Genomic DNA, 17984 nt, shown 5'->3' with positions numbered 1-17984 from the left:
AAACGCGTCGGCGCTTCTAACGGAGATGCTCCCGGAAGACGGGAAAGCAAGGCGCAAACCCCCGTCATCAACTAATGTTACCGTTTTATAGGCATCGGGAGGCGCGCTTTCAACGGAAGCGCAATAAAATTCCTATGTTATGCTTTACGCAACACGCTTTTCGTACACCATATAACGGGTCGGATGGCTGTCTTTTTCGCCGGCTGGCACATCTTCCGACGACACCAGACGCCACGCATCGGGCTTAATCTCCGGGAAATGCGTGTCCCCGTCGATTTCCGCCAGCACACGCGTCAGATGCACGCGATCCGCTAGCGGCAAGGCCTGCGCATAAATCTTGCCGCCGCCGATGATGCAGACTTCACCAACGCCAAGCTCTTCCGCAAGCTTGCGCCCAAGCGCAATGCCGTCTTCCAGCGAGCCGACGATGTGCGCTCCCTCGGCTTGAAAATTCTCAGCACGGGTCACGACGATATTGGGCCGCCCCGGCAAGGGTCGCCCGATCGATTCCCACGTGCGGCGGCCCATAATAACCGGTTTGCCCAGCGTCAGCGCCTTGAAGCGCTTGAGGTCCGTCGAAAGCCGCCATGGCATATCGTTGTCGCGCCCGATCACGCCATTCTCGGCTGCGGCCACGATAATCGAAATGACGGGCTTGTCCGTGCTCACGCTGTCACTCATACGGCAATCGGCGCCTTGATCGTCGGATCGGCTTCATAGCCTTCCAGCGTAAAATCCTCGAAGCGGAAGGAAAACAGATCCTTCACGTCCGGATTGATGCGCATGACCGGCAGTTTTTTCGGCGTGCGCGTCAATTGCAGCCGCGCCTGCTCGAAATGGTTGGAATAAATATGCGCGTCACCCAGCGTGTGGATGAATTCGCCGGGCTTGAGGCCCGCCACCTGCGCGATCATCATGGTCAAAAGCGCGTAGGAAGCGATGTTGAACGGTACGCCGAGGAAAATATCCGCCGAGCGTTGATAGAGCTGGCAGGAAAGCTTGCCATCCGCGACATAGAACTGGAACAGGCAATGGCATGGCGGCAGCGCCATTTCATCGACCAGCGCCGGGTTCCACGCCGAAACGATCAGGCGGCGTGAATTCGGATTGCCATGCAGCATCTTCATGAGATTGGCGATCTGGTCGATATGCCGCCCATCCGGCGCGGGCCAGGAGCGCCACTGATAGCCATAAACGGGGCCGAGGTCGCCCTTCTCGTCGGCCCATTCATCCCAGATCGAAACGCCGTTTTCCTTCAGATAGGCGATATTGGTATCGCCCTTCAGGAACCACAACAGCTCATAGATGATGGAGCGCAGATGCAGCTTTTTGGTGGTCAGGACCGGAAAGCCCTCCTCCAGATTGAAGCGCATCTGATAGCCAAAAACCGAGCGCGTGCCCGTTCCCGTGCGGTCGCCGCGATCGGTGCCGTTATCGAGCACATGCTGGAGAAGATCGAGATAGGTGCGCATGGAATGTTCCCGGATAGGGTTTTTCGAGATCGATTCGTTTCGACCCTACTATAAGGAAAAACCCCGGCGCGGGGCACCGGGGTTAAAATTCCACAGACAATATGCACTGATCAGTGCCTGAATCAAAAAGCGGCATGTGTGTGCGAAAATGGTGATTTTCGAGTACCGGAGCGGAGCGTACTTCCCAGCATAATCCCGAAAAGTTGCAGACTTTTCGGACAAGATTATGCGTCGAAAAATGCTACGTGAGCACCGGAACGGAGAAGATTGCCATTTGCAGCCGCACAGGACGACTTTTGGAACAGGCTCTCAGAGGTCGCCGAGTTTGCCGAGTTGCTTGGCCACAAGATAATAGAAGGTCACGCGGTGCTTGTTGCGGTCGCCCTTCATCACTTCAGCGACGTGGTTCACCACTTCTTCAGCCTTGGCCGCATCGGTCACGCCAAGCTTCTTGCCAACCCAGCTGTCGCGCACACGCTTCAGTTCCTCCGGATCGGTCGCCGAAACGAGCGAAGAGTCGCGATTGCGTAGCGCAATGCCCAGATGCTTGACGATCTTCTCGACAACCGCTTCATCAGCGGCAGCATCGTAGCGGCGGACATCTGCAAGGTATTCACTCATATATCGGCTCTCCTTCAGTATGGGCACACCGCCCTATATCACTGCAAATCCCGATCGACCGGAAGAAAACCCAGCCTTTCCAATATAGATACAACCAAGATTGACCAGTGCGAGCAAGCTGTCAACGACATTTTAGAGAAGCAACACGCGATAATGTTCCTTTGCCCCGCAAAGGACAAAATACGGTCTAACATATTCTCGAAATGAAATTCATTCATATGTTTAATACAATTCTGATTAAATTTTCAAATCCAATTTAAAGTTCGCAACGGGTTTAATTATGCTTAGAGCTTTGTCATTGCTGATCGCATTGCAGATTTTTCTTCATCCTGTCCACGCACATTCTGAACCAGCTGATGATAGAAACAAAAATATTGCTGGCTATATTCAGGATCGGAAGAATGAGCAGTTATTGCTGCTCGAAAAACTGGTCAACATCAACAGCGGAACGGCGAACGCCGAAGGTGTAAAGCAAATCCGGAATGTTCTGAAACCCGAATTCGAAGCGCTTGGCTTTGATGTTCACTGGCACGATCTTCCGGCAGACCTGAAACATGCAGGCACGCTGGTTGCGAGACATACCGGAAACGCCAGAACACGCATTCTCCTGATCGCGCATCTGGATACGGTGTTCCCGCCAACGAGCAAGTTTCAGCACTTCACTCTTTCCAAGGACGGAAAAGAGGCAAGCGGCCCCGGCGTTATCGATGACAAGGGCGGGCTGGTCACGATCCTCTATGCGATGAAGGCGCTCAAAGACGCCGATGCGCTCAAGGATGCGAATATCACAATCGTCATGACCGGCGACGAAGAACTGGCCGCGAGACCGACAAGCCTCTCCCGGAAAGTTCTGATGGACGCGGCGAAACGCAGCGATATCGCGCTGGGGTTTGAGTTTGCACTGGCCCCTGATGAAATGGTCGTTTCCAGACGCGGCCTGTCTGAGTGGTTTTTGACCGCCACCGGTAAGGCAGCGCATTCTTCGCAGATTTTCCAGCCAGATGTCGGCTTTGGCGCTGTTTATGAAATAGCCAGAGTAATCGACGCATTGCGAACGGAACTGGCGAAAAAGCCCGATATCAGCATGAATGTGGGGCTTCTCCTCGGCGGCGAGCAGGTCGATGAGGATATTGATCAGGGAACAGGGACCGCCAGCGGACGCAAGACCATCGTTCCGCCCAATGCTCTGGCCCATGGCGATCTGCGCTTCATGACGAAGGACGAACGTGACGCGATCGAAGCCTCCCTGCAAAGGATTACGGCGCAGCCGCTTGCCGGGACGCACAGCAAGGTCGCGTTTCAGGACATCATGCCGGCAATGCCAGCGACTAACGCCAATTATGCGTTGCTATTGCAATATAGCGCCATATCGCAGCAACTTGGGGGCCCTGCGCTCAAGGCTGTAGCCCCGCAGGACCGTGGCGGCGCGGATATTTCCTATGTCATGCCTTATATGAAGGCGGGCATTGATGGATTAGGGCCGTGGGGTAAAGGCGCGCATACGGAAAATGAGACAATCGATATTTTGTCTCTTCCGGCCGCCACGAAACGAGCTGCCTTATTCATCCTTCAGAAGATTCAGGAGTAGATTTGCACCTGACAAATATAATCGCCCCTCTTCCAATATGGATCGAGCACGCCTATATACGTCTCGCTGGCGCAAGCCAGCTATGGTGATAAACGGACGGTGTAATAAACCCATTGGACCCGGGGGCGGTACCCGGCGCCTCCACCAGAACACAGGCTTTATCGTCAGTCTGTGCTGTGGCGGGGGCGAAATAGGATCGACAAGGGTGTAAAGATCGCTCTTTTACTCGGCATGATACCACCGTTATCGGGTCGATTGAGTAGTTGCAAATGACAACAAAGCTCAGGGTTATGCTCTCGCTGCCTAATGGCGGTGCGGGAAACCCACTCTAAAGCCCTTAGGGTTAGCACCTTAAGGCGGGGTTCGGAGGCACCTGGCAACAGAAGCCTCCACTTTCCCTCATCATATCAGGCTGCTGCCGCTTCTGTATCGAGATCGCCCGTTTTGCGGGAGAGGACGATCTGCGTCAGCACGAATGCAGTCAGCGCGCAACCGGCAATTCCGCCAACCATGGGCAAAGCCGATCCGTCGAAGAACGAGCCCGTAATGCCGATTGCCAGACCGCCAATCACGAAATGCAGCGTTCCCATCAAGGCCGAAGCTGTACCGGCAATCGCGCCGTAATCCTCCAGCGCCAGAACCGCCGTTGTCGGAATCACAAGTCCAAGGAAGCCGTAGCCGACGAACAGGAAGCCTGCGATCAGCCAGAGCGAATGATGCCCCATGAGAACGGCGGCGAACATGGCAAGCATGGCGGCGGCAAACCCGGATACGGCAACGCGCATCACACGGCGCAGGCCAAACCGAGCGCCAAGCAAGCCATTCAGCTGCGAAACACCGAAGAACGACACAGCATTGGCCGAGAAAGCCAGCGCATACTGGTTCGGGGTCAAGCCGTAATGGTCGATCAGCACGAAGGACGAATTGGCCAGATAGACGAAGAACGATGCGATGCCGAAGCCGCCGACGAAAACCAGCCCAAGGAAATAACGGTCCTTGAGCAGACGGCCATAGCCGCGCAGAGCGCTGCCGATGCTGCTTTCAAGCCGCGCTTCACGCGTTCGCGTTTCCTGCTGGGCGGTGGCAAGCAGCAGGATGCCGATAAGTGCCGCGACCAGAACGGCCCAGAACACACCGCGCCATCCAAAGAAGCTGATGATGACCGAGCCCGTAAGAGGCGCCAGAATCGGTGAAATCGAGAAGACCAGCATCAACAGCGACATGAGTCGCGCTGCTTCCACGCCGGTATGCAGATCGCGCACCACGGCGCGCGGAATCACCATACCCGCCGCCGCGCCAAGCCCTTGCAGGAAGCGGAACAGCACCAGCACATCGATATTGGTCGCCAGCGCAGAGCCGACACTGCCGATGGCAAACAGAATCAGCCCACCGTAAAGCGGGACTTTGCGCCCGACCATGTCCGACAAAGGACCGCAGAAAAGCTGCGCAATCGCCAAAGCAATAAAAAAGGCAAGCAGACTCATCTGTACCGCGCCGGTTTCCGCATGGAGATCGGCGGCTATCGTCGGCAAGGCAGGCAGATACATGTCGATCGCGAACGGACCGACGGCGGAAAGAAGACCAAGAACAATCGCATTGCGCACAAGACTCGAAGCCATGGGAGACGCGCTTTCATCAATGTTTCGTGAGGTGCCCGCACCGGTTTCGGATCGCCAACTTCGCTTGGGAGGATGGATCGCTGGGCTCGCAAAACCGGTACTGGATTGAATAACTCTCTGTAACTGCTATGGCTTTTCAGACCAGATCCGGGATATACGCTCGCAAACGGGCATATCGGACCTCTGAAATAACCGTCACAGTCTCTTATCTGGACGAAATGCCAAAAGGAATTTGACATTGATGTCAAATTAGACACCATTGTCCAAAACGTCAAGTCATCTTATGTTGGGCTTATGAAAACTACTGACATAATCGAAATGGCCGCCCCGCCGGTGAAGCGCAGCCCCCCTGGAAAAGGGTTGAACGCCGCGGTTGGCTCCACCGCAATGAAGCCGGGACAGTGCATGAAACGCGATTTCATCCTGTGTTCTGCGGCGCGCGTTTTCTCGCGCGACGGGTTTCAGGGTGCCAGCATCGATCTCATCGCAAATGAGGCGGGCGTTTCGCGGCAGACCATCTATAACCACTACCGCGACAAGGAAGCCCTGCTCGCCGCTGTGGTCGAAGATGCATTGGACCGCATGAATGCGAGCCTGTTCGCCGTACTTTCCACTTTTCCACAGACCGGCGCCAATCTTGAGCAGGACCTGACGACTTTCGCGATCCGCATGAACCGGAATTGTGTTTACGATCCATCGGGTGCTTTTCTGCGCAAGCTCTTGCAATCCAACGCACCTGATCTGCCGTCTGCCGGTTACATCTGCAAGACCAAGGGGCCGGCGCAGGCTGTCCCGGCCATTGCCGCGTGCCTTTCCCGTCTCGCGCTCGCCGGGCATCTCCGTCTCGACGATCCCGATCTGGCAGCGCTGCATTTCATGGCGCTGATCAGCGCCGATACGCAACTTCGCGCCTTGCATGGATGCGCCGTCGATGACGACACCATCGAACGCAGCGCGATCAATGGTGTGAGGACGTTCCTGCTGGCATTTGGTGTGCCTGAATCGTCCCCGCAAGCGGCTCCTCGCCCCTGACAGATCGGCCAGCGCCACCGCACTTTCGCAATATATATCATGGTTTCCTGCGAGAACGAACTTGACATCTGCCTGCGAATCCGTGGGATAAGAAACCCATGGTACAGGATCTGATCCGTTACGACATTCTCGCTCAGGAAGCCCTTCGTGGCGTCATTCGCAAGGTTCTTGCGGAGGTGGCCAAGGCTGGCCTGCCGGGCAATCATCATTTCTTTATCACGTTCCTCACCGGAGCGCCGGGCGTGCGCATTTCCTCGCGCCTGAAGGAGAAATATCCCGAGCAGATGACAATTGTGTTGCAGCATCAGTTCTGGGACATGAATGTCACCGATCAGCTTTTCGAGGTCGGCCTGTCTTTCGGCGACATCCCTGAAAAGCTGGTGATTCCATTCTCGGCGGTGCGCGGTTTTTACGACCCCTCGGTCAATTTCGAGCTTGAGTTCGACGTTGCGGCAGTTCAGCCGACCAGCGACAACGATGAAGACGCAAACATCGCGCCCATCGAGATGATCCCGGTGGAAACAGCGCCCGAAAAGCCGGAGAAGACCAAGGCGAAGTCGCGCAAGTCTGCGGCTGAAAAGCAGGCAGCAGCCGCGAAGGATAATGCTGAGGGCGAAGATACGCCCAAGCCCTCTGCCGACGTGGTTTCGCTGGACGCTTTCCGCAAGAAGTAAATCTTCTTCCCAATTTTGCATGAATTCATGAAGGCTTTGGCTACGCTGCAAGCATGTTGCTTTGGCGCAGAAGCCGTTCGTATAAAACTGTGGCCAGACAGGGCGTTATTTCATAGTATAGTACTAACCAGACCATTCGTTTTGACTTCGATCAAGGCAACCGAAGTTTAAAAAGATAAGATAGCGGCCATTACGGCATTGGAAATCAAGGCGGGAATCTCATGGTTCGTTTGTTAGCGCAGGCAGTTCTCTGGATAAGCGGCGTTATCGCTGCGTTCTTCATCGCGAGCGATGCGCCGAACTTTCCCCTCTGGCAAATGACCATTGGCCTTTTGCTGCTCGTCGCGGTTTCAGTCGCGATCTGGTGGTTCACCAATCCCAAGGAACCGAAATAAGCCAAGACGACAGCTTGCAGGCCATCGGAGCGCCGCGTTATAAACGCGCGTTGCAAAGCACTGAGGCATCCGAGAGACGGAAATGAGCGACATCGTCAATCTGCGGCAGTTCAAGAAAAAGAAAGCGCGTGACGCCAAGGAAAAGCAGGCGGATCAAAACCGCATTCTTTTCGGACGGACGAAAGTGGAAAAAGACTTTGCGCGCGAAGAGACCCGCAAGAGCGAGCACTTCCTGGATATGAACCGCCTTGAGCGCAAAGACGACACGGACAGCGAGCTTTGAGCACCGGCGGCCTGCGCAAGCACTCCGTCAGCATTCGCGGCCATGCGACCAGCTATACGCTGGAAGACGAATTCTTCGAGATACTCAACCAGATCGCCGAAATGCGCGGCCAGTCGATTGCATCACTGGTGGCGGAGGTTGACAGCAAGCGTGAGCGCACCACCAATCTTTCTTCGGCGCTACGTCTTCACGTCTTGAACTGGCTCAAATCGCAGATACCGCCAGCCCGCTGAACACAGACGCGGTCAGGGCTGCTGGGCGGGCGCGGTTGGGGTCGGCTCCAGAGTTTTCAGAAATTCATTGAGCGACTGCCCGCCTTCCGGGCTCGTCAACGGTGCAGCTGCACCATTGGCCGCCCCGCCTTCCGGATCGGCAGGCTGGGGCGGCTCCGACGCGCGACGCTTCTGCTCTTCCGCTCGTTTTTCCGCTGCAACGCGCGCCGCCGCCTCCGTACGGCGACGTGTCTCGTCTTCCTGCTGGGCGCGTGCGCGTTCTGCCGCGTCGGCTTCCAACACGCCAAGCTGACGGCGCAGACGCTGCTTTTCCATCAGACTGGCCTGCATGGCCTCGACGCGTTCCTGCTCACGCTCCAATGCGCGCTGGGTCAGGAACTGCACAAGCGGCTGCCGGTCGAGCTTCACTTCGGGCCGGTCGTAGGTCCCGCCAATGGTGAAAGCCACCTGCGGCGATAGACCCGTCTGCGCGCGCTCATCGCCCTGGAATGTGAAGGTTCCGCTGCCACCGATGCCGAGCGTCGAGAGGTCGAATTGCAAATCGCTCAACAGGGTCGCGTTGCCATCCGACAGATTGGCGGAAGTCATGCGCGCAATACCGCCAGCAACAGTAAATTCGAAACGCGCATCGCCAGGCGTGAAGCGTGCATCCGGCGCGACGGCCTTGTCAGCAATAGCAGTAAACCGCTTCGCATCCAGTTTCTCATCACCGGCAGGCTGATCGCCAATGGCGTCAGCGGCTGCGACCATGGCAGGCAGGGCTGCACCATCCAGACCGGTCACTGCGAATTTTTCCACATCGACGGTCGCCGTTCCCGCCAGCGAACTGACCAGCGCGGCGGCGTTCTCGCCGCTGCCATTCAGCGTCACCGCAGCCTTGACGACGCCGCCCAACGGGGCCGAACCGTCTTCCAGATGGTAGAAATTGGCGAGGTCCGCACCACTCCATTTCAGATCGGTCGACAGCAGCGCGTTCTTATCACTGTTGCGCAGTGACAGGGTGCCAACGAGATAGCCCCCTGCCCAGTTGCCGGTCAGTTCGGTGAGGCTCAGACTATCGATCGTCTTTTGCAGGCGCGTCGAAAATTCCGTCGCGGTGCCGAAACCTTGCATATGGGCCTCAGCAACATTGAGCTTCACGTCGATCAGCAGCGGCAGCGACGGCCGAACCGCAAAAGCCCCGCGCGGCCAGATGGACTTTTCTGTCGGCTTCGCCGGTTCAAACGCGTCCTGTCCGAGCATGATGGCCGCCAGCCCATCGACCTCAAGCGAAGCGAGCTTCGCCTCGCCTTTCAGCTGCGGCAGCCCGCTATCGGCAAAATTCGCCTCCAGCCGCGCCGACACGTCTTCGCCGCTCAGCTGCCCGGCAAGATTCGGAAAGCGCAAAATGCCCTTGGCAAATTGGAAATCGCTGGAAAGATCAGCGGACAGGCCCGCGCCATAACCCGGCAACGCATAGCCTGCCGTGGCGATGAATGGCTGCAGATCGGCGGACTTGATATGCGCCTTGCCGCTTGCGGCAATATCGCCGCCGATCAGCGAAATCACCCCGTCTGCCGACGCCGTGCCATCGGGCGCTGTCAGCTTGAGAAGCGTGCGCATCCCGGCGCTCGGCGCGCCCTGCATGGTGAGGTCCGCAGTCAGTTCACCGGCAAGCCCCAGAGGCAGCGACGGCAGGCCGATCAGGGCCAGCACAGACTCCCCCTGCTCGGAAGTAGCCGTGCCGTTGAGCTGCATCTGCAAAGGGTCAGCATCCGTCTCGCCGCCGCTGGCGGTTCCCGACAGGTCGAGCTTCATCCCGCCGGTCTTGCCGGTGACGCTGAAGGAAAATTCGCCGCTGCCGGGCGAAGTTTTGGTTTTCGTCTCGGCAGGTCTCGCGCTTTTGCCCTTCGCCGCACCGTTCTTCGCGGGACTGGCTTGCGTTTCCGGCCTGACCGGCGCGACCGCGTTGGCGATCACGTTGATCTCGCTGTCCTCGAACAGGCCGGGAAAATTCGCCGCACGCGCCGACAAAGCGCGGAACAAAGGCAATTGCGGATAACGATTGGCCATCAGGGAGATGAAGCGCGACAGATCGCCAGAGAGGATCGTCGCATCCAGCTTGCCCGATGGTGAATTGGCGAAGGGCTCATAAGCGCCGGTGGCCGTCAGTGTCGCATCGGCCACATCGCTGATCATCAGCCGGTCAAAATCGAAACGCCCATCGTGAAGGCGCATCGCCAGATCGACATTGGCCGCTTCCATATCCTTGAACCGCATCGGCCCGGCCTTGAAGCCGACATTGAGCGTCTGCGCATCGAGAAGCGCCAGCCCCTCGCCGCCGGAGAAAAACGAAACGAAAGCCTGCAAGGCATCGCTTTCCACCGCGCCGCCCTGCAGATTGACGTCGATGGTCGGCTGCGCCGCGCCTTTGACCTGCCGCAGCAGTGATCCTTTCAGCGACGTCTTGCCCAGACCGATTTCAAGATCGTCGATGCGCTGCATCCCATCGCGCAGATCGACCTTGCCGGAAAAACCGGCCCCGTCGAGCGTGCGGATCGATTCATCCACTGTCTCATTGAGCCAGGTGGCAAGACCGGACGGCTGACGCGATGCAACCAGCATTTCGCCTTTGAAACCGAAAGCGTTGCCGACGGACAGCTTACCCTTGGCTTCGACTTTGGTGCGCCCTGGCAGATCGGCGGCGAACTGGCGAATATTCCAGTCTCCGCCGTCCGGTTCGGCATTGATCGTCACCGAGCGAATAGTGGTTCCACCGGCAACGACCGCTGGCAGACGGAGGTCGATGCGGCCCGGTATGGTCGGGATCGGCAGTTGGTCCAGAACCCTGCGCGCAATGGCGATGCGGTCCGAAAGCGGCATGGCGGACGTGACCTGCTGGTCTTCCGCCGTCTCGCTCGGCCCCCAGAAAATCTGCTGCCCATCGGCGCTGATTTCAAAGCGCGGCACATTGCCGTAATCAATCAGCGCCTTGCCGTTGACGACATAGGGGTTGTCGGCTGGCCCCTGCTCCATGCGAAACTCGCTCGCATCGAAGCGGTCGGTATCGGCGGTGAATTTTCCTGTCAGGCGCAGGCCGCTGAAAAACGGCTTGTCGGCGGAAGCGTCTTTCTGGTTTTTGTCATTTTGCGCCACCATGTCAGAAGAGCGAAGCGAAAAATCGCCCGCATAATTCAACCGGCCATCCTTCAGAACGATATCGCCATCGGTTTCGAATGCAGCGGGAATGGCTTGCGGCGAAATACGGGCTCGCAGCCGCAGGGAGCCGTCGGGCTTCGCCTCGCCGCTCGTCAGATCGACTGCAAGCTTGCGGCCTCCAAGGCTGAAACTGCTTTGCGCCTGCCATGGGCCGGCAAGGCTGTTGGCCGACAGGACGGCGTTCAGCCCCGTGGCCTCATGAACGCGTCCGCTCGCCAAATCATGCAGCGTCACCGCGCCATCGCTGATCGACAGCCTCTCGACCTTGATCTGCGATGGATTGAGCGGCGTGGACGGACGAATGGCCCAATCGACCTTGCCGTCCTTATCCAGCGATATCGAAACGCGCGGGCGCTCGACACGCATGTCGAAAATCAGCACCTGACCGCGCAGGAAAGGCATCAGTTCCGCATCCATCGAGAAACGGTCGAGGGTCATCACCGGATGCGTTGCATCGGCCCCGACGCGGACGTCGGAAAAGGTCACGGATGGGAACGGCAGCAGCCGCGCATTCACATCGCCCGCAACCTTGACAGGGCGCCCCAGAATACGGCCCGCCTCGCGCTCGAAATCGGCCCGATAGCCGCTCCAGTCGACAAAAGGCGGCACCACCAGCGCTGCAGTCAAAAGCAGCACCAGAAGCCCGCCGACAATGACGAATATGCGGCCCAAGAAGCAGCTCCGGTCAGTCACGTGGATTCAGTCAGGCGCGAGACCACGGGTGAATCACGCCATATTTACCAACGCAACATAGTGCATCGACACACAAAGTGCGAAGCGGTTTTGAGGGTTGCGCGGCAACAAAAAACAGCATCGGTTCGGCGACAACAAGGCAAGCTGCCGCCTAGAGCGCGTTTCGATCTGATAGAATCAGATCGGCGCTCTAGTCCTTTGTTTTAACGCGCATCTTTTCCGAAAACCGGTTCCCACTTTTCGGGATGCGCTCTAACCGATGCAAACAAGCTCGTTCATTGAATCACCTTCTGAGCCGAGCGGCGCAGAAGGCTGATTTGACTCACGAAATCAGTATTTTACCGGGGTTCATGATATTCAGCGGATCGAGCGCTTTTTTGATCACGCGCATATAATCGGTCGCTTCACCAAGCTCCATGGCCAGATATTTCATCTTGCCCTGACCGATGCCATGTTCGCCCGTGCAGGTGCCTTCCATGGCCAGCGCCCGCATCACGAGCCGGTCCATGAAAGCTTCCGCCCGCTCCATCTCTTCCGGGTCTTCCGTATTGAGCAGCAAAAGCAGATGGAAATTGCCGTCGCCCACGTGACCGACGATCGGCGCGAGGATGTTGCTCTCTGCCAGATCGCGTTCCGTCTCGGTGATGCAATCGGCCAGACGCGAAATCGGCACGCACAGATCGGTCGAAATGCCCTTGCAGCCGGGACGCAGCATGGAGGAGGCGAAATAGGCGTCATGGCGCGCGCGCCACAGACGGTCGCGCTCCTCGGCATTCTGCGTCCAGTGAAACGGCCCGCCGCCATGTCCGGCGGCGATCTCGCCGAAAATCTCGGCCTGTTCGGCAACGCCGGTTTCGGTGCCGTGGAACTCCACGAACAGATAGGGCTGCGCTTCGTAAGGAAGTTTCGAATAGAGGATGAGCGCTTCCATCTGAAGCTTGTTGACCAGCTCGATACGCGCCACCGGCACGCCCATCTGGATCGTATCGATCACCGCGCGACAGGCCGATTCCACATCCGGGAACGGGCAGATGCCGCCGGAAATCGCCTGCGGAATGCCCTGAAGCTTCAAGGTCAGTTCCGTGATGATGCCGAGCGTGCCTTCCGCGCCGATCAGCAGGCGGGTGAGATCGTAACCGGCGGCGGTCTTCTTGACGCGTTTCGAGGTTTCGATCAGGCGACCGTCCGGCATGACGGCTTTCAGCGCCAGAACATTCTCGCGCATGGTGCCATAACGAACCGCATTGGTGCCGGAAGCACGCGTCGAGGCCATGCCGCCAAGCGTTGCATTTGCACCCGGATCAATGGGGAAGAACAGGCCCGTATCGCGCAGATATTCGTTCAGCTCACGGCGCGTCACGCCCGGCTCGATAACGCAGTCGAGATCTTCGGCATGAACGGCCAGAATGCGGTTCATATGCGTCAGATCGAGCGATACGCCGCCCGCCGCCGCGTTAACCTGACCTTCCAGCGACGAACCCGCGCCGAAAGCCACTAGCGGCACGCGATGTTCGGCGCAGATGCGCACCACATCCTGCACGTCCTGCGTGTTTTCAGCGAACACCACGATATCCGGCGCCTGCGTCGGCACATAGCTGGTGGTGTGGCCGTGCTGCTCACGCATGGCCTGCCCGGTCTGCGCCCGCTCGCCAAAACGCTGCTTGAGGATACCGACCGCAGCGGCGATACCCTCTTCATTGCGTGGAAGCGCGATCACATGCTCAAGCGACATTGTTCATTCTCCGAATTTCAAAAGCTTAATTAGCAGGAAGAGCTAGCGCCGCCGGGTCCTGACCCAGCTGCAAGGCGATGGCGCGCACGACGAGATTGTGATCCTCGCGCTGCGGCAAGCCGGAAACGATGGCAGCTCCGATCACACCGGCGCCCGCAACGCGGATCGGGAATCCGCCGCCCGCCAGCGCGTAATCACTTACATCCAGCGCCTTGTGCGGCGCAAACATGCGGTCTTCACGATTTTGTTCCAGAACCAGACGATAGGTCGAAGCGTGGAAACGGCGCACGACATTGAACTTGCGGCGCAGCCATTCCGTATTATCCGCAGTGGTGCCGACAGTCGCCGCGAAGAACAGGCGGCGGTCCCACAGCGAAATATCGATGCCAACGCCCAGCTTTTCTTTCACGGCGATATCGCGAATTCTCTGGCCCAGCGCAAAAGCGTCGTTCTCGTCGAAGGACGAAAAAATCAGCGCCTGTTCCTGACGGATGATCTGTTTAATGTCGTCGCCTTGCGCCACGTCTATCGCTCCATGGAAACTCAGATGGGTTTCTTGTGCTCCTTCATTCGCATGTTTGCAACAACGGATATCCACCGATGTTCATCGGCAAACTTGATTGATGGTACACAAGACGCTAGTGGAACCTTATGGCTCAGAACCCCAATATCGATGTGCCTTTGAAGGGCGACCAAATCCCCCCGTTTGTGGAAACAGCCGTGTTCAAGCGCGACGTGTTTTCCGAAACGCGCGCGGGCTATTTTGCGAACGATCCCGACACGCGCATTATCCGCCGTGTGGTGAGCGCCGCGCCCTGGTGGTCAAGCCCGCTGGCATGGATTCTCGCCCGGCGCGAAATTCGCGGCCTGAAGACCGTGCGCGGCATCGAAGGCGTTCCGCAGCTGATCGCCACCGACCGCGACGGCCTTTATCGCTCGTGGACAGAAGGCACCCCGCTGCATCTTGCGCGTCCGTCCGATCCGAAATGGTATCGCTCGGCCCATCGAATCTTACGTGATATGCGCCGCCTTGGCGTCACGCATAACGATCTTGCCAAGCCGCAGAACTGGCTGATGACGCCGGAAGGCGAAGCAGCCGTGATCGATTTCCAGCTCGCCAGCGTCCATCGCCGTCGCGGCGCGCTCTACCGGCTGATGGCCTATGAAGACTTCCGCCATCTCATCAAGCAGAAGCGGGCTTTCGCAAAGGATCTGATGACGCCGACGGAAAAGCGCATTCTGGCGCGCCGTTCGCTGCCGTCGCGCATCTGGCTCGCCACCGGCAAGAAAGTATACAATTTCATCACACGCGGCATTTTCAGCTGGTCGGACGGCGAAGGTACGGGCGACCGTATCGACAATGAAGGTCCGGCAATTCTGGCCGCACTCAAGTCCGATCCGCGCGTCAAGGACGTGGCGCTGGCGCTTTATTCGCTGCCAGCGAAGGGTGTGGGTCTCTATGCTTTCGTGGAAACGCTGGATGCGGACGAGAAAAGCCTGCGGGCGCGCCTGAAAAGCCAGAAGGTGGAGCTGATCCAGCCGGTCGCGCACCTGCCGCGCCGTGAAGACGGCACCATCCGCGACGATATTCTGCGGCTGATCGCCATGAACCAGATGACGGAGCTGGACGATCTGTTGCAGCGCGAGCCGGAACTGCGCGGCCTTGTGGAAGCGCTGGCTGCCCACCGCCTGAATTTCACGGATCGGCGCGTTACTCAATTAGAGTAGGCGAATATTTTAACCCTTTCGCTGGTCTTGGCTTTTGCCTGGCGTGTTTCCGAACGCAAAAATGCTGCGCAGTTTTGCTGGAAATACTTGAGCGAATCATTACATTCGGGGTCAGATGTCCGATTTTCCCGACGATATGCCGTTTTTCGGCGATGATGCACCGGCTGGCCGCGCGCCAGCTACCGGCGGTATTGCTGCGCGCGCCATGGCCGCGCGCAACCAGCAGCGTGGCGAGCCCGATTACCTGAAAGGGCTGAACCCGGAACAACGTCAGGCTGTGCTGACGACCGAGGGCCCGGTTCTGGTGCTTGCGGGGGCTGGCACCGGCAAGACCCGCGTTCTGACCACGCGCATTGCCCACATTATCAGCACCGGCCTTGCCTATCCGAGCCAGATTCTCGCCGTGACCTTCACCAACAAGGCCGCGCGCGAAATGAAAGAGCGTATCGGCCATCTGGTCGGCGGCGCGGTGGAAGGCATGCCGTGGCTTGGCACGTTCCACTCCATCGGCGTGAAATTGCTGCGCCGTCATGCCGAACTGGTCAATCTCACTTCCGATTTCACCATTCTCGATACCGACGATGTGATCCGGCTGATCAAGCAGCTCATTCAGGCGGAAGGTCTGGATGACAAGCGCTGGCCTGCCCGCACTTTCGCCAATATGATCGACGGCTGGAAGAACAAGGGCTTTGGCCCCTCCGACATTCCGGAAGGCGATGCGCGCTCGTTCGGCAATGGCAAGGGCCGCGAATTGTATCAGGCCTATCAGGAGCGCCTGCGCACGCTGAACGCCTGCGACTTCGGCGATCTTCTGCTGCATCCGATCCGCATCTTCCGCAACCATCCCGATATCCTGCGCGAATATCACGCCAAGTTCCGCTATATTCTGGTGGACGAGTACCAGGATACCAACACCGCGCAATATCTCTGGCTGCGCTTGCTCGCACAACGGCCGCAGGCGAGAAATGCAGCGCCGACTACCACCCAAGCCGGAAACGCTCCCATACAGCCCGCTAGGGCGTCCGAGCCAATGCGAGGCCCTCGCGGAGCCGGTGAGCGCAGCGAACTCGGCGCGAGCGAAAACAAAGTCAACCTGTGCTGCGTTGGCGATGACGATCAGTCGATTTACGGCTGGCGCGGCGCGGAAGTGGACAACATCCTGCGCTTCGACAAGGATTTTCCGGGCGCGGTTGTCATCAAGCTTGAGCGCAACTACCGCTCGACCGCCCATATTCTCGGCACTGCCGCGCATCTGATCGCCCATAATGAGGGCCGTCTCGGCAAGACGCTTTTTACCGAAGCGCCAAACCCCGACGATCCGCGTGTGAAGGTGCATGCGGCGTGGGATTCGGAAGAAGAAGCCCGTGCGGTCGGCGAAGCGATCGAGCAGGCGCAGCGTCAGGGCCATCTGCTCAATAACATGGCAATCCTCGTGCGGGCATCGTTCCAGATGCGCGAGTTTGAAGATCGCTTTGTGACGCTCGGCCTCAATTACCGCGTCATCGGTGGCCCCCGCTTCTATGAACGGCTAGAAATCCGCGATGCGCTGGCCTATCTGCGCGTTGTCGCGCAGCCCGCCGACGATCTGGCGCTGGAGCGCATCATCAATACGCCGAAGCGCGGCCTGGGCGAAGCGGCCATCCGTCAGGTGCATGATTACGCCCGCGCCCGCGACATTTCGATGTTTGCCGCCGCCTGCGATCTGGTCGAAACGGAAGAGCTGAAGCCAAAGCCGCGCTCGGCCCTGCGTGAGGTCGTGGCGAACTTCCTCCGCTGGCAGTCGCTGCTCGACACCACACCGCATACGGAACTGGCCGAGACGATTCTCGACGAATCCGGCTACACGGCGATGTGGCAGAACGACAAATCGGCGGAAGCGCCGGGACGACTGGAAAACCTCAAGGAACTGATCCGTTCCATGGAGGATTATGAAAGCCTGCGCGGCTTTCTGGAGCATATCGCTCTGGTGATGGATGCAGAGCAGAACGAAGACATGGATGCCGTCAACATCATGACGCTGCATTCGGCCAAGGGTCTGGAATTCGAAACCGTGTTCCTGCCCGGCTGGGAAGAAGGACTGTTCCCCCACCAGCGCGCGCTTGATGAAGGCGGGCGCTCCGGGCTGGAGGAAGAACGCCGCCTTGCCTATGTCGGCGTCACCCGCGCCAAGAAAAACCTGCATATCTGGTTCGTGTCCAACCGGCGTATCCATGGCATGTGGCAATCGACCATTCCGTCGCGTTTTCTGGAAGAACTGCCGGAAGCGCATGTCGAAGTCGCCGAGCTGGAAGGCAATTACGGCGGCTATGGCAGCGGCTACGGCCAGTCCCGTTTTGATCGGGCCGATCCGTTCCAGAACACCTATTCCACGCCGGGCTGGCAGCGCGCGCAGCAGAACCGGTCTGAAGCCACGCGCAACAATTGGGGCTCCCGCTCGGGTAGCCGCGTGGAGCGCGTCGGTTACGGCGAAACGGATTCCGGTTTCGGCGCCGGGCGTGGCTCGGTGAAGGGCCGCACCATTGAGGGCGAACTGGTCGCGAAGTCGGTGGCCGATAAGCCCTCGGCTTTCAAGGTCGGCGACCGGGTGTTCCACCAGAAATTCGGCAATGGCAGGGTCGCCGTTATCGATGGCAACAAGCTGACCATCGACTTCGACAAGGCAGGACAAAAGCGCGTTCTCGACGGCTTCGTCCAGCCTGCCTGATGCGAGATAAAA

The 17984-nt window shown here is 58.5% G+C and carries 15 protein-coding genes and 1 other RNA gene; 9 read left to right on the top strand and 7 right to left on the bottom strand.

Annotation, left to right across the window (positions count from 1 at the left end):
- Window positions 1-144: 144 nt before the first annotated feature.
- The 3 genes from JAU75_RS00220 to JAU75_RS00210 all read right to left on the bottom strand — a co-directional run bounded on the left by JAU75_RS00220 (window position 145) and on the right by JAU75_RS00210 (window position 2093).
- Window positions 145-681, bottom strand: coding sequence for a dihydrofolate reductase (locus tag JAU75_RS00220; protein WP_199053653.1), 537 nt, complete (start codon window positions 679-681; stop codon window positions 145-147).
- Window positions 678-1472 carry a thymidylate synthase gene (locus JAU75_RS00215; RefSeq protein ID WP_199053651.1) on the bottom strand — a complete coding sequence of 265 codons (795 nt, stop codon included), beginning with the start codon at window positions 1470-1472 and terminating at the stop codon, window positions 678-680. The genes JAU75_RS00220 and JAU75_RS00215 overlap by 4 nt, the downstream gene beginning before the upstream one ends.
- Before the next feature lie 309 nt (window positions 1473-1781).
- Window positions 1782-2093, bottom strand: coding sequence for a DUF2853 family protein (locus tag JAU75_RS00210; protein WP_109369383.1), 312 nt, complete (start codon window positions 2091-2093; stop codon window positions 1782-1784).
- A gap of 412 nt (window positions 2094-2505) precedes the next feature.
- On the opposite strand from JAU75_RS00210, the gene JAU75_RS00205 reads away from it, so the two are divergent.
- Together JAU75_RS00205 and ssrA are read left to right on the top strand one after the other, a co-directional pair.
- The gene (locus tag JAU75_RS00205; RefSeq protein ID WP_199053650.1) at window positions 2506-3681 is read left to right on the top strand and encodes a M20 family metallopeptidase; all 1176 of its coding nucleotides are present in this window, start codon (window positions 2506-2508) and stop codon (window positions 3679-3681) included.
- A 26-nt stretch (window positions 3682-3707) separates the two neighbouring features.
- Window positions 3708-4075: a transfer-messenger RNA gene (ssrA, locus tag JAU75_RS00200) on the top strand.
- Between the two features lie 13 nt (window positions 4076-4088).
- Here the strand turns inward: ssrA and JAU75_RS00195 are convergent.
- On the bottom strand, window positions 4089-5300 hold the full coding sequence (locus JAU75_RS00195) for a multidrug effflux MFS transporter (RefSeq protein ID WP_247880349.1): 1212 nt from the start codon (window positions 5298-5300) through the stop codon (window positions 4089-4091).
- A 294-nt stretch (window positions 5301-5594) separates the two neighbouring features.
- Here JAU75_RS00195 and JAU75_RS00190 point away from each other — a divergent pair, with 294 nt between their 5' ends.
- The 5 genes from JAU75_RS00190 to JAU75_RS00170 all read left to right on the top strand — a co-directional run bounded on the left by JAU75_RS00190 (window position 5595) and on the right by JAU75_RS00170 (window position 7917).
- Complete coding sequence (locus JAU75_RS00190; protein WP_199053649.1) at window positions 5595-6332, top strand: TetR/AcrR family transcriptional regulator; 738 nt, start codon at window positions 5595-5597, stop codon at window positions 6330-6332.
- A 98-nt stretch (window positions 6333-6430) separates the two neighbouring features.
- On the top strand, window positions 6431-7006 hold the full coding sequence (locus JAU75_RS00185) for an SspB family protein (RefSeq protein ID WP_199053648.1): 576 nt from the start codon (window positions 6431-6433) through the stop codon (window positions 7004-7006).
- 221 nt (window positions 7007-7227) lie between these two features.
- Entirely contained in the window at window positions 7228-7401 is a 174-nt protein-coding gene (locus JAU75_RS00180; protein WP_199053647.1) for a hypothetical protein, read from the top strand.
- An 82-nt stretch (window positions 7402-7483) separates the two neighbouring features.
- Window positions 7484-7684 carry a DUF4169 family protein gene (locus JAU75_RS00175; protein ID WP_199053646.1) on the top strand — a complete coding sequence of 67 codons (201 nt, stop codon included), beginning with the start codon at window positions 7484-7486 and terminating at the stop codon, window positions 7682-7684.
- Window positions 7681-7917 (top strand): ribbon-helix-helix domain-containing protein, encoded by a 237-nt coding sequence (locus JAU75_RS00170; protein ID WP_199053645.1) that lies wholly within the window; start codon window positions 7681-7683, stop codon window positions 7915-7917. Before JAU75_RS00175 ends, JAU75_RS00170 begins: the two co-directional genes overlap by 4 nt.
- A gap of 12 nt (window positions 7918-7929) precedes the next feature.
- Here JAU75_RS00170 and JAU75_RS00165 read toward each other — a convergent pair whose 3' ends face one another.
- From JAU75_RS00165 to JAU75_RS00155, 3 genes are all read right to left on the bottom strand, one after another.
- Window positions 7930-11787 (bottom strand): AsmA family protein, encoded by a 3858-nt coding sequence (locus JAU75_RS00165; protein WP_199053643.1) that lies wholly within the window; start codon window positions 11785-11787, stop codon window positions 7930-7932.
- 343 nt (window positions 11788-12130) lie between these two features.
- On the bottom strand, window positions 12131-13540 hold the full coding sequence (locus JAU75_RS00160; RefSeq protein ID WP_199053641.1) for an FAD-linked oxidase C-terminal domain-containing protein: 1410 nt from the start codon (window positions 13538-13540) through the stop codon (window positions 12131-12133).
- 25 nt (window positions 13541-13565) lie between these two features.
- Window positions 13566-14063, bottom strand: a complete 498-nt coding sequence (locus tag JAU75_RS00155) for a heme-degrading domain-containing protein (RefSeq protein ID WP_199053639.1) — start codon at window positions 14061-14063, stop codon at window positions 13566-13568.
- A 128-nt stretch (window positions 14064-14191) separates the two neighbouring features.
- Here JAU75_RS00155 and JAU75_RS00150 point away from each other — a divergent pair, with 128 nt between their 5' ends.
- Together JAU75_RS00150 and JAU75_RS00145 are read left to right on the top strand one after the other, a co-directional pair.
- Complete coding sequence (locus JAU75_RS00150) at window positions 14192-15268, top strand: serine/threonine protein kinase (protein WP_199053637.1); 1077 nt, start codon at window positions 14192-14194, stop codon at window positions 15266-15268.
- 115 nt (window positions 15269-15383) lie between these two features.
- Window positions 15384-17972: a UvrD-helicase domain-containing protein gene (locus JAU75_RS00145; protein WP_199053636.1), complete on the top strand. Its 2589-nt coding sequence runs from the start codon at window positions 15384-15386 to the stop codon at window positions 17970-17972.
- Window positions 17973-17984 lie beyond the last annotated feature (12 nt).

This window comes from Ochrobactrum sp. Q0168 (assembly GCF_016427605.1).
In the GTDB taxonomy this organism is placed as follows: domain Bacteria; phylum Pseudomonadota; class Alphaproteobacteria; order Rhizobiales; family Rhizobiaceae; genus Brucella.
This window is presented reverse-complemented; position numbering and strand designations above follow the sequence as displayed.

Excerpts from the sequence above, each read along its gene's own strand:
- JAU75_RS00220 (WP_199053653.1), bottom strand. The coding sequence starts at position 681 with ATGAGTGACAGCGTGAGCACGGACAAGCCCGTCATTTCGATTATCGTG.
- JAU75_RS00215 (WP_199053651.1), bottom strand. The coding sequence starts at position 1,472 with ATGCGCACCTATCTCGATCTTCTCCAGCATGTGCTCGATAACGGCACC.
- JAU75_RS00210 (WP_109369383.1), bottom strand. The coding sequence starts at position 2,093 with ATGAGTGAATACCTTGCAGATGTCCGCCGCTACGATGCTGCCGCTGAT.
- JAU75_RS00195 (WP_247880349.1), bottom strand. The coding sequence starts at position 5,300 with ATGGCTTCGAGTCTTGTGCGCAATGCGATTGTTCTTGGTCTTCTTTCC.
- JAU75_RS00190 (WP_199053649.1), top strand. The coding sequence starts at position 5,595 with ATGAAAACTACTGACATAATCGAAATGGCCGCCCCGCCGGTGAAGCGC.
- JAU75_RS00185 (WP_199053648.1), top strand. The coding sequence starts at position 6,431 with ATGGTACAGGATCTGATCCGTTACGACATTCTCGCTCAGGAAGCCCTT.
- JAU75_RS00180 (WP_199053647.1), top strand. The coding sequence starts at position 7,228 with ATGGTTCGTTTGTTAGCGCAGGCAGTTCTCTGGATAAGCGGCGTTATC.
- JAU75_RS00175 (WP_199053646.1), top strand. The coding sequence starts at position 7,484 with ATGAGCGACATCGTCAATCTGCGGCAGTTCAAGAAAAAGAAAGCGCGT.
- JAU75_RS00160 (WP_199053641.1), bottom strand. The coding sequence starts at position 13,540 with ATGTCGCTTGAGCATGTGATCGCGCTTCCACGCAATGAAGAGGGTATC.
- JAU75_RS00150 (WP_199053637.1), top strand. The coding sequence starts at position 14,192 with ATGGCTCAGAACCCCAATATCGATGTGCCTTTGAAGGGCGACCAAATC.
- JAU75_RS00145 (WP_199053636.1), top strand. The coding sequence starts at position 15,384 with ATGTCCGATTTTCCCGACGATATGCCGTTTTTCGGCGATGATGCACCG.